The sequence below is a fragment of the Nostoc sp. DedQUE05 genome (assembly GCF_034530955.1).
GTDB lineage: Bacteria > Cyanobacteriota > Cyanobacteriia > Cyanobacteriales > Nostocaceae > Nostoc.
On the sequence record NZ_JAVRCB010000030.1, the window covers coordinates 21,870 to 33,243 of the forward strand.

The following is an 11,374-nucleotide window of genomic DNA, read 5'->3' on the forward strand; positions in this document are numbered from 1 at the left end:
GACTTCCTAACTAAGCAGCAGTAGCATTCTGAAAATTTTTACCTATTAACCATCCCTAGCAAGTGTTTGCGGTTAATTTGTCAGTAATACTTCCCCTATCAATGACCTCGCCGCCACTCTACTGAGTTTCCTTTTACTCTGATTCAAATTTATTCCAGAAGTCTATTGACTTCTGGTAAATCTATTGAGAAGCTAATAGTTAGATTTACTAATTAATAGAAGTACATCAAACTTGTGACAATACTGACGGGAAAAATAAATCGATCGCAACCTCAAGAAGAACCAAAACGGTTGATTTTGGAAACTCAGGGACTCACACGCCGTTTTGGGAAGTTCACCGCAGTTAATAACCTGAGCATATCTGTGGAACAGGGCGAAGTATTTGGACTGCTTGGCCCCAATGGCGCAGGGAAAAGTACAGTTCTTAAGATGTTGACAACCTTACTGCCTATCAGTGCAGGGAAAGCAACCTTAGCTGGCTATGACGTGGCTCGTCAATCTAATCCTGTGAGGCGGGCTATCGGCTATGTACCCCAGGCGCTGTCTGCTGATGGTAGTCTTACGGGTTACGAAAATCTCTTAATCTTCGCCAAGCTGTATGGAATACCTGCCAAAGGACGCGATCGCCGCATCTATGAAATTCTAGAATACATGGGTTTGCAAGATGCGGCGAAACGCTTGGTACGAAACTACTCTGGTGGGATGATCCGCAAACTGGAAATTGGCATATCAGTTCTACATCAACCCCAAATTTTGTTTCTTGATGAGCCGACTGTCGGACTAGATCCCATAGCTCGAACTCAAGTATGGCAACTTGTACTACAACTCTGTGCTGATTACGGCACAACTATATTTTTAACAACCCACTTTTTAGAAGAAGCAGATAGCTTATGTAACCGAGTGGCGATTATGCAGCAAGGTGAAGTCGTTACCACAGGTAGACCAAGCGACTTAAAAGCTTCTTTAGATAACCCAAATGCAACTTTGGATGATGTCTTTATTCACTATACAGGCGACCAGTTAACATCAGGAGTCAACTACCGTGACACAGCAAGAACCAGACGTACTGCTCAACGGTTGGGTTAAAGCACCACCCACTGTCCGAGTAAGTTTGATCTCTGCAATTAAAGAGCTAGTTACAAAAACTCTGGCGATCGCAGAATTAGAAATACGTAAACTCCGCCACGATCCCACTGATTTAGTTGTTCGGGCTGTGCAACCAGCACTATGGCTCCTAATTTTTGGACAAGTTTTCGCCCGCACTCGTGCGATTCCAACAGGAAACTTACCCTATTTGGACTTCATTTCTGCTGGCATCTTGGCTCAGAGTATTTTGTTTGTGGCAATTTTCAGTGGCGGAATGACCCTAATCTGGGAGCGAGATTTAGGGATTGTACATAAATTTTTAGCTAGTCCTACACCCCGTGTAGCGATGGTGTTAGGCAAAGGTTTAGCATGTGGGGTACGGTGCTTATCCCAGGTAATATTCATTTACGGATTGTCATTTTTATTAGGTGTCAAACTAAATCTTCATTCCCTAGCTATTCTCCAAGTGCTACTGCTAGTCATAATGGGGGCGGGAACATTTTGTATTTTTTCATTAATTATTGGCTGTTTGGTGAAAAGCCGAGAAAGGATGACGGGTATTGGACAATTGTTAACCATGCCGTTATTTTTTGCTAGCAATGCCATCTATCCGATCTCGTTGATGCCCAGTTGGTTAAAATTCATTTCCCATTTAAATCCGTTGACTTATCTGGTTGACGGGTTACGTAGCACCATGCTGTTGAATGGCACTAGCATCTATGGCTTTGGTCTGGATTGTACAATTCTCTTATTCACATTAATAATTTTGGCCATTCTAGGTGGAAAACTTTATCCACGGGTGGCCATGTAACTAGGAGAACAACAAGCCCATGACCTTGGATAAACCTAATCAAGGTGCAACTTCCGAAGAATGTGCCGCTAGAGTAATGGAAACAGTTCCATTGGTGATGCGGTTTATCCGAGCGGATATGCGTGCCCATAGTGCCGCTTTTTTATCTATACCTCAATTGCGATCGCTAGCATTTATCAACCGGAATCCTGGTGCTTCATTATCTGACTTAGCAGAGCATTTAGGTGTCACCTCTGCCACGGCATCAGCAACTATAGAACGCTTGGTACAACGCGACTTCGTGAAACGGATTGCTCATCCTCAAGAGCGGCGGCGGGTGCTGCTTAATTTAACTGAAGATGGAAAACACCATCTCAAGCAATCCCAAGATCAAACTCGCGCTCATATTACCGATCTGCTTAAAGGTCTTTCAGAAGACCAAATTTCCAACATTGAAGAAGGCTTAACTCTACTAAAAAATGTCTTCGAGAAAACAGAACTCAAAGCCCCATAACTTTGAGGTTGCACAACACGATCCCTTTGCAGCCTTTAAGTTTCGAGACTATCGGCTATTTACCATTGGACGGCTAGTGCTGTTCGTGGGGTCGCAAATGCAAACTGTAGCGATTGGCTGGGAACTATATGAGCGGACTAACTCAGCGATCGCTTTAGGTGGTGTAGGACTGGCGCAAGTCCTACCGATGATTGTTCTCACCCTAATTGCCGGAGATGTTGCCGATCGCCGCGATCGCAAAGTGACCATGTTACTCTCGGTAATGTTGCTAGCCCTCTGCTCCCTAGCTTTAGGGGTACTTTCTTATACTAAAGGTGCAATTTTTCTAATTTACGCCTGTTTAGTATTTACAGGTGTAGCGAGGGCATTCCTCAAACCAGCCAGTGATGCTTTGATGTGGCAATTGATACCTGTCACTGCTTTTACCAATGCAGCCACATGGAATAGTAGTAGCTTTCAATTGGCTGCTGTTATCGGCCCAGCCTTCGGAGGATTTGGGATTGCGCTATTGGGAAGTGCTACAGGGGTTTATGTGTTAGCAGCGATCGCAGCTTTACTGTGTTTTATTTTAACGCTGGCGATCAAACAGCAAAAAGTCACCCGCGCAACTGAGCCAATTTCATTTAAAGCACTTGCAGCTGGTGCTAAGTTTGTTTGGCAGAATCAGTTGATTTTAGCAGCGATTACATTAGATATGTTTGCTGTATTGTTGGGTGGTGCGATCGCGCTCCTCCCCATTTTTGCCAAAGATATTTTACACGTGGGGCCAGTGGAATTAGGATATCTCCAAGCAGCCCATTCCATCGGTGCTTTGACTATGGCGATTACCCTGGCATATTTACCACCGTTACGCAAAGCAGGCCCAGCCTTATTGTGGTCAGTGGTTGGCTTTGGGGTTGTCACAATTATCTTTGGGCTTTCTCGTTCCTTTTGGCTATCTATGTTGATGCTGATCCTTGGTGGCGCACTAGATAGTATTAGCGTTGTGATTCGCCATACATTAGTTCAAATCAGAACACCGGATCATTTGCGTGGTCGAGTTGCTGCTATTAATAGCGTGTTTATTAGTGCTTCAAATGAATTAGGCGGCTTTGAGTCCGGCTTGACTGCGGCTTTATTTGGCCCAGTGATTTCTGTTGTGGGTGGTGGAATTGGCACAATTTTAGTAGTGATTGCTACAGCTATGATTTGGCCAGGAATTCGTAAGTTAGGAGCTTTGCAAGAGTATAAATAAATTTAAAATGGCAGTATTAGATGATGGAGTTATATCCACTACTAAGTCTTCCATAGATAATAAAAATCCCATCCTATGTAAAAGCTACAAAATTATAATTGTTATCTTTTGCTAGGATGGGATTTTTGTTTAGTGAAAGTTGCACATCACATAATTAAAAGATAGATCAACCCAGACTTTTGGAATTATGTATAACTTGAATTTGCCCTTCAAGTTATACAATTGCCACTAAGCAGTTGGGCCACCACCACCAAAACTTGGTACACTGCCTCCAGTTGGAATACCATACTTAGAAGGGTCGAAGCTATCAGCCGTTGGAATACCATACTTAGAAGGGTCGAAGCTATCAGTCGTTGGGATGCCAGCGCTACCTAAACTAAAACTGCCTTCTTTTGGAATACCATACTTAGCAGGATCAAAGCTGCCTTCTTTGGGAATTCCATACTTATCAAAATCGAAGCTGTCAGCCGTTGGGATGCCATACTTAGCAGGATCGAAACTGCCTTCTTTGGGAATTCCATACTTATCAAAATCGAAGCTGTCAGCCGTTGGGATGCCAAAAGCGCCTCCAGATGCGAAAGGATCGCTGGGGTTGCTAGCCTGATCACCACTATTAACGGTATTACCAAAAACAGAATTTGAATCAGATGCCATTAGAGTTAATTCTCCTATTAGGACATAAATTTGGCTTCATTAATCAATATCACAAAGCAGAATTAAGCTTCATCTGTAGCTTTTTTATTGTTTTTTTAATTTCTAATCTTGAGCTTTTCGGACTAAATTACAGAGTTTTTTTAGGAAATTTACTAACTCCAAAAAACACTTGTAATTAATGCTATTTACCTAAAAAATATATAAAAACTTACCGTTCTATGCAATGAAAAATCTTTAGATGCTTATGTCAAATCTTTAGATACTTTTTCTATTGCAATTTGCAGGATAAACTCATTTAAATTTGTATAGATCGGACTTGACAAATTGGCTTCATGAGTAGAGAGACTATAATGCTGTATTTAAAAATTTCAAATAACAGATTGCTCGTATACTTGAAAAATTATCTAAAGTGGGAGGGCAACAAAGCTGTTCCTGGCTTGCTAGGTGCAGCGTCTCGCTCAGAAGAATACAAAGAGACAAGCTACTACGTAGCTTTCATCGGGAATAAAAGGAAGAGATAAGTTAAGAATTATTCGGCGCCAGTTTAGAGACAGTTAGTATTATTAGTTACTATAATTGCCTTGCGGGTGTCTGAGATTAGCTCAAAGTATTTGACTATAATAGTAGATATAAACCTTGTTTCTAAGCCTCAAATTTGAATAAATGCTATAGATTGTTTTTATAGGTGAGCATTATGAACAACAACCTTCCATTAAATCCTAGAAAAGGTTTTAACTTAGCCAAAACTTCAATGAATAAGGAGTCGCCTTTTGTAGAAAATGATGGATTGCTATTGTATAAAGATGGGTGCAAGACTCCAGAATTTCTCAACTCATCATTTTGCATACATCTCTTTGGTGAACGAGTTATTGTAGATCACTATGTACTGTTGTTTCCTGATTCAGAAGCTCTTACAGACTATGCTAAAGCTCTGATTAACTATGATGCCAAAATTACTGAAGGGCCAGGAAAATGGCCTGATGATTTTTGTCCTGAGCAAAACCTATTGCCTGAAGATGCTAGTATGTACTTTCTCTCAGCCTTAATGCCGTCAGGCATGATTTTGGTACTGCTTGCGCCTAACGCACCAGATGAACAGATTGCTAGCTTATTCCAACGGCAAGGTTTTAATACTGTCCATCACGTTGCAATTCTTGTTGATGATATCTATACAGCAGCAGAAGTATGGCAGAAGAAAGGTTTTATTCCTCTGTCTTTAACACCTCAAGAAGATGATTCCTTGTGCCAATGGTTTTTCCGCAATTGGGCAGGGCAAATTATAGAGCTAATCTGTCGGCGATGTATGGGCAAAGAGACTTTTTCCTGTGAGAATATTGCTGGTTTACGGCTTTCAGAATTGGCAGCCTAAATTTATAATTAGTAATTAGTAATTAGTAATTAGTAATTCGTAACTATTTGGTCAAGTATGCTTCGTGCTACGGTGGTTAGCAGCTTGTAATAATAGAGATTCTGCAAAAGCGATCGCATCAGTTGCAGATTTACCACCAGCCAACTGCGCTAGTTCTTCCCGACGGGTGTTTAAATTATCCAAGGTAGTAACTCTAACAACGGTACGCTGTTCGTCATTATCATTGTTGGCTTTTTTACCTTTACCTTGATTGATAGTTTGCTTATCTACCCGAAAATGCCGATCGGCCATTGCCGCAACTAAAGGTTGATGGGTAACACATAACACCTGGTTGCGTTGACTTAGCTGGTATAATTTTTCCGCGATCGCTTGGGCTACCCTTCCCGAAACCCCGACATCAATTTCATCAAATACCATTGTCCCAACTACGTCAACCTGAGAAAAACAAGCTTTCAGCGCCAGTAAAAAACGGCTCATTTCACCACCAGAGGCAACTTCTGTTAAAGGTTGCAGTGGTTCACCGGGGTTGGAACTAAACATAAAGGTAATTTTATCTGCTCCCATCGCAGTTGGGAAAGCTGGTAATATTTCAACCAGAAATTTCACCTTTTCCATCGCTAGGGGCTTGAGTTCAGCGATCAAACGTGATTCTAAATTAGCCGCCGCCTTACTCCGCAATTGAGTTAACTGATTACTTGCTTGGGTAAGTTTATCAAAACAGGCCTTTTCTTGCTGTTCCAGACTTTCGATAGATTGTTCGCTGTCGTTAAGTTGGGCTAATTCTGCTTGGATACGTTGGTAGTAAGCGATCGCTTCTTGTAGTGTCGGCCCATACTTACGACAAATTTGCTTTAACTCCTGAATCCGTTCTTCCACCTCTTCCAATCGCTGCGGATCGGCTTCTAAACCATCTCCATAAGCATTAATTTGCCTTCCCACTTCCATTACCGCAGCTTGCGCGTCCCGTACCAACTCCAATAGGGGTTGTAGTTGGTTATCGTATTCCACCATGTCATTTAATGTCGCCTCACTGTCTCCCAATAAATCACCTGCGGCGGGAGTTTCATGATCGTTTTGATACAAAGCCTGATAAACCTTGTAACTCATTTGTTGCAAATCGACGACATGATTCAGGCGTTCCCGTTCTTGTCCCAACTGTTCCAATTCATTAGGTTCGCCCAGATTGGCTGCTCCCAATTCCTGCACTTGATAAGTAAGCAAGTCGAGTTGTTGCAATCGTTCCCGTTCCGATGTCCGGCGTTTTTCTAGTGCTAAATGCGCCTGTTGGTAAGCACTGAAGCTTGCGGCGACTTTATGACGTTGCTGCATGAGAGAGTCGCCCCCATACAAATCTAACCAGTCGCGGACTTGGGCAGATTGTCCCACTTGTACAGTTTGACCTTGGGCGGTGATTTCCACCAAGCGATCGCGCATTCCTGCCATGATCTGTCGATTTACCAACACACCATTCACTCGCGATCGACTGCGGACATTACTCGTAGTGGCTGTGATTTCTCGGCTAATGACTACAGAATTTTCATCAAGCAAATCTATTTCTTGTTCGGTCAACCAAGCGGCTAAAGGAGCGTTTGAGGTGAAAGTAGCTTCTACCATCGCCCGACTTGTCCCCGTGCGAATGACTCTACTAGAGACTTTACCGCCCAAAGCAGCATCAATGGCATCTAAGATAATCGATTTTCCAGCGCCGGTTTCACCTGTTAACACATTTAGTCCCGCGCCAAATTCTAATTCCAATTGGTCAATTAGGGCAAAGTTTTCAATTCGCAGGCAAAGCAACATCAAGCCAAATTCTCCATGAGGGCAGATGCCGGATAATTCTAATTTACAGGATAATAAGTCTCATCTCTGAGCAACTAGCAATACCTAATACTATTGAACTAGTATGCCCGTTTAAGTGTAGCAGACTAGTGGGGAGTGGGGAGCAGGGAAAGAAGCAAGGGAGCAGGCTTGCCGTGAGCGTAGTCGAACGAAAGCAGGGAGCAAGGGAGAATTTTCCCCTTTGCCCCCCGCACCCTGCCCCTCTGCCTCTTTCAATGCCCAATACCCAATGCCCCATTCCCAATACCCAATTTCTAAACATATTGTTACAATACTTAATGTGATCGTTCTGACTGGTGGCCTTCTTCATGATTGTTAAGACACTTCCCCCTAGTTCCCGACCGATTCAGGAGGACAGTCGCAACGGCACAAATCGCCGAGGCGACGAATTAAATGTTATTGATGTAGTGCCAGAAGATGGTACATCAACGTTAGTTGTACGCTCACCAAGACTCTTAGCAGCTCAAAAGGTGAGAACAGCAGCCCAACCTGAGACGCTTTACGATCCCGTGGGCATAGCGGCGCATTATCGAAATAGAAAAGTGCAAGTTTTACGGCGGATTTTTGCCGTGTTGGGGCCAACTCTATCCTTTGTGTTTGGATTGTGGTCGGATAGTAAACGGGGAATTGTCGTTAAAAATGACCGCCGCCGAGCCACTCAGCTACGAGTATTGCTGACCCAATTAGGGCCTGCTTACATCAAAATTGGACAAGCTTTATCCACCAGACCGGATCTAGTTCCTCCCGTATACCTAGAAGAATTAACTAAATTACAAGACCAATTACCGCCTTTTCCCAACGAAATTGCTTACCAGTTTATTAAAGAAGAATTAGGCGCACCTCCAGAAGAGGTTTACGCCGAACTTTCGGCACAGCCAATTGCTGCGGCTTCATTGGGGCAAGTGTATAAAGGTAAGCTAAAAACTGGTGAAGAAGTAGCTGTTAAAGTTCAACGCCCCGACTTAAGAGAGGGAATCACCATTGACTTGTATATTTTGCGTAACCTCGCCGCTTGGGTGCAGAAAAAAGTCAAACGGGTAAGAAGTGACTTAGTTGGGATTCTTGATGAATTAGGCGATCGCATTTTTGAAGAGATGGATTACATCCATGAAGGTGAAAATGCCGAGCGATTTTTCGAGTTATATGGTCATATAAAAGACGTATACGTACCGAAAATTTACTGGGAATATACCAATCGTCGCGTCCTGACGATGGAGTGGATTAACGGCACTAAATTAACCCAGACAGAAGAAATTAGTGCCCAAGGGATAGATGCTCGTTATCTCATTGAAGTGGGTGTGCAGTGTTCCCTGCGCCAGCTGCTAGAACATGGATTTTTCCATGCAGATCCCCACCCTGGTAATTTGTTAGCGACAACCGATGGCAAATTAGCTTATCTCGACTTTGGGATGATGAGCGAGATTAAGCCACCACAGCGTTATGGTTTGATAGAAGCGATCGTCCACGTTGTCAACCGCGACTTTGAAGGATTAGCAAAAGACTACGTGAAGTTAGATTTCTTATCACCAGAAACCGATTTAACACCAATTATCCCAGCTTTTGCTAGAGTTTTTGCTGATGCCCAAGGAGCCAGCGTTGCCGAACTCAACATTAAAAGCATCACCGATGAACTATCAGCCTTGATGTATGAGTATCCTTTCCGCGTACCGCCCTACTACGCCTTAATTATTCGTTCCCTGGTGACGCTCGAAGGTATTGCAATATATATAGATCCAAACTTTAAAGTTCTTAGCGAAGCTTATCCCTACGTTTCTAAACGTCTGTTAACAGACCCAGCACCGCAATTAAGAGCATCATTGCAAGATTTGCTATTTAAAGATGGCAAATTTCGCTGGAATCGTTTAGAAAACTTGTTAAAAAATGCGCGTAATAGTCAAGACTACAACTTTAATTTAGTGCTAAATCAGGGGATAGAATTTCTATCATCTGAACGCGGTGCTTTTATTCGTGACAAGCTAGTAGATGAATCTGTTAACGGACTCGATGCTTTAGGTAAAAATGTTTTACATAACTTTACCTCCTTGTTACGAGAACGGGTAGGATTGACAGCAGTTAATAAAACTCCAGCAGCTACAGTTGAGCAACAGCAAACCTTGGAGCATATCAAACGTATATTAGGTATTCTCCGAGAAACAAGAGGTTTTGACCCAGTGCAACTTACATCCCAAATTGCTCAGTTATTGGTAAATTCAGATGTACAACGTTTAGGTCAACAAATTGCCAACCGCTTCACGCAGAAAGCTGTGGCCAGGTTAATTCGGCAATTATTAGCATCTTAATAAAAGTTATGAGTTAAAAACTTTATTTAACTCATAAATCATTCATTCTAGCAACTATATAACCCAACTCTTCTAGCTTTTCTAAGACCTTAGTTGCACTTTGAGCAACGCTTTCCTGGTTAGTTTTACATTCGACTTCAGGGCAGAGTGGTATTTCATAAGGATCGTCAATACCAGTAAAGTGCTTAATTTCTCCAGCTCTTGCTTTTTTATATAACCCTTTTACGTCTCGCTGTTCACAAACTGCCAATGATGCGTTGACGTAAACTTCAATGAGAAATGGAGCCATTTGGCGCACTTCTTCCCGAATTGCGCGATACGGTGAAATTGCCGAAACCAATACAATGACATTATTTCTGGCAAGAAGTTGAGCTACAAAGCCAATGCGCCGAATATTCTCTTTTCGATCCTCTTTACTGAAACCCAATCCTTTGCATAGGTTTTGACGTACCGCATCACCGTCTAGAACTTCAACTCTGTATCCCTGTATCCGCAGTTCCTTCTCCACGAATTGACAGATAGTAGTTTTACCTGCACCACTTAAACCAGTGAACCATACTGTTACACCACACTCTTGTTGTCTCATCCTACTTTCGTCGTAAATTTTAAATGGCACACTAAAAAAACTTTTTTAAGTAATTGTGAGTCAAATAGTAATTTTATTTTTATAATCCTTTTTAGCAGGAATTTCAGCAATTACAAGGTACCCTATGTCAAACTTGCTACTTTTACCTCTACTGATTTCGAGTGAAAAATCGCATAGTTATACGTATTTAGGCTAAATATTTAATACGAAGCATGGGGATGTATACGACAAGCTACATCTACGCATTTTCTCTACCCTAACAACGCAATTTGCCGTCATAGTAATAAAACTTGTCGATCGAGTTTTTAAATTATTGAAGTTTTAACTAATTTTTACATTCAGTATATATACAGTTTATTTTTAAAGGGAAAAGTCTTTATTATAACAGTAGATTACCAAACAATATTTACCGCTAGGACATTATAAAAAACTAAGTTCAAAATATCTGCAAAGTTAGATCCAGTGCAGCTTTATGGCGGCGCGACCTATTTTCTGGGGTCGATTCCTTTAAGTTTCTGGTACAAGCTTGTTTATTGACAATGATGGCACGCTTAGTGGTCTGTGTCATCAATTCTGAGAGTTTCGTAGTGAACGATTTATCAGTCAATTTCAAGGGTTTTAGCCCTGACTACAAACTTTCACAACTCATCAAAACTAATGACATCAATCACTAGTACACTTTGGCATAAATTTGTTCACCTTTAATCAGTTCCTCTGAGCAACTTGTCTGCTTAATTGAGGTGATAGGATTCGGGAACGGCATATTTTCGGAGGATTGCCCATAACCCAACGATTTGAGCAGTTGCTCTGTGGCGTGGCAGTCGTGGATTTACGAAATGGGCAACAGGTGGGAATGCTGAAGTTCACCGCAGGCTGTCAAGAACTTTATGATGTACAGTTTCTTGCTGGTGTACAGCGTCCGATGGTTTTGAATCAGGAACGAAAAGAAATCCGCCAAGCATTTACTGCACCAGAGTTGAATTATTGACTGCGACCGAGTGC

Annotated in this window: 10 protein-coding genes; 7 read left to right on the forward strand and 3 right to left on the reverse strand. The window is 42.1% G+C overall.

The genetic code is table 11. The features are described 5' to 3' along the window. The first annotated feature begins 234 nt into the window (after window positions 1–234). From RMZ42_RS21660 to RMZ42_RS21675, 4 genes are read left to right on the forward strand one after another with little or no spacing between them, the layout of a single operon-like run. A complete protein-coding gene (locus RMZ42_RS21660; protein ID WP_322673344.1) occupies window positions 235–1,086 on the forward strand; it encodes an ABC transporter ATP-binding protein in 852 nt (283 codons plus the stop codon). Continuing rightward, window positions 1,043–1,897, forward strand: a complete 855-nt coding sequence (locus RMZ42_RS21665) for an ABC transporter permease (protein ID WP_322673345.1) — start codon at window positions 1,043–1,045, stop codon at window positions 1,895–1,897. The genes RMZ42_RS21660 and RMZ42_RS21665 overlap by 44 nt, the downstream gene beginning before the upstream one ends. Before the next feature lie 19 nt (window positions 1,898–1,916). Then, a complete protein-coding gene (locus RMZ42_RS21670) occupies window positions 1,917–2,390 on the forward strand; it encodes a MarR family winged helix-turn-helix transcriptional regulator (protein WP_012410989.1) in 474 nt (157 codons plus the stop codon). After that, a complete protein-coding gene (locus RMZ42_RS21675) occupies window positions 2,356–3,624 on the forward strand; it encodes an MFS transporter (RefSeq protein WP_322673346.1) in 1,269 nt (422 codons plus the stop codon). The genes RMZ42_RS21670 and RMZ42_RS21675 overlap by 35 nt, the downstream gene beginning before the upstream one ends. A gap of 228 nt (window positions 3,625–3,852) precedes the next feature. Here the strand turns inward: RMZ42_RS21675 and RMZ42_RS21680 are convergent, their stop codons facing one another. Beyond that, window positions 3,853–4,278 carry a hypothetical protein gene (locus RMZ42_RS21680; RefSeq protein WP_322673347.1) on the reverse strand — a complete coding sequence of 142 codons (426 nt, stop codon included), beginning with the start codon at window positions 4,276–4,278 and terminating at the stop codon, window positions 3,853–3,855. Between the two features lie 694 nt (window positions 4,279–4,972). On the opposite strand from RMZ42_RS21680, the gene RMZ42_RS21685 reads away from it, so the two are divergent. Beyond that, on the forward strand, window positions 4,973–5,647 hold the full coding sequence (locus RMZ42_RS21685) for a VOC family protein (RefSeq protein WP_322673348.1): 675 nt from the start codon (window positions 4,973–4,975) through the stop codon (window positions 5,645–5,647). A gap of 51 nt (window positions 5,648–5,698) precedes the next feature. Here the strand turns inward: RMZ42_RS21685 and recN are convergent, their stop codons facing one another. After that, window positions 5,699–7,447 carry a DNA repair protein RecN gene (recN, locus tag RMZ42_RS21690; RefSeq protein WP_322673349.1) on the reverse strand — a complete coding sequence of 583 codons (1,749 nt, stop codon included), beginning with the start codon at window positions 7,445–7,447 and terminating at the stop codon, window positions 5,699–5,701. Window positions 7,448–7,794: 347 nt separating this feature from the next. Between recN and RMZ42_RS21695 the strand changes: the two genes are divergently transcribed. Next, window positions 7,795–9,786 carry an AarF/ABC1/UbiB kinase family protein gene (locus RMZ42_RS21695; protein WP_322673350.1) on the forward strand — a complete coding sequence of 664 codons (1,992 nt, stop codon included), beginning with the start codon at window positions 7,795–7,797 and terminating at the stop codon, window positions 9,784–9,786. Window positions 9,787–9,817: 31 nt separating this feature from the next. Here the strand turns inward: RMZ42_RS21695 and cysC are convergent, their stop codons facing one another. After that, window positions 9,818–10,390 (reverse strand): adenylyl-sulfate kinase, encoded by a 573-nt coding sequence (cysC, locus tag RMZ42_RS21700; protein ID WP_322673408.1) that lies wholly within the window; start codon window positions 10,388–10,390, stop codon window positions 9,818–9,820. 730 nt (window positions 10,391–11,120) lie between these two features. Between cysC and RMZ42_RS21705 the strand changes: the two genes are divergently transcribed. Next, window positions 11,121–11,360, forward strand: a complete 240-nt coding sequence (locus RMZ42_RS21705) for a DUF4915 domain-containing protein (protein WP_322673409.1) — start codon at window positions 11,121–11,123, stop codon at window positions 11,358–11,360. Window positions 11,361–11,374: the final 14 nt, after the last annotated feature.

Excerpts from the sequence above, each read along its gene's own strand:
- RMZ42_RS21670 (WP_012410989.1), top strand. The coding sequence starts at position 1,917 with ATGACCTTGGATAAACCTAATCAAGGTGCAACTTCCGAAGAATGTGCC.
- RMZ42_RS21675 (WP_322673346.1), top strand. The coding sequence starts at position 2,356 with ATGTCTTCGAGAAAACAGAACTCAAAGCCCCATAACTTTGAGGTTGCA.
- RMZ42_RS21680 (WP_322673347.1), bottom strand. The coding sequence starts at position 4,278 with ATGGCATCTGATTCAAATTCTGTTTTTGGTAATACCGTTAATAGTGGT.
- RMZ42_RS21685 (WP_322673348.1), top strand. The coding sequence starts at position 4,973 with ATGAACAACAACCTTCCATTAAATCCTAGAAAAGGTTTTAACTTAGCC.
- recN (WP_322673349.1), bottom strand. The coding sequence starts at position 7,447 with ATGTTGCTTTGCCTGCGAATTGAAAACTTTGCCCTAATTGACCAATTG.
- RMZ42_RS21695 (WP_322673350.1), top strand. The coding sequence starts at position 7,795 with ATGATTGTTAAGACACTTCCCCCTAGTTCCCGACCGATTCAGGAGGAC.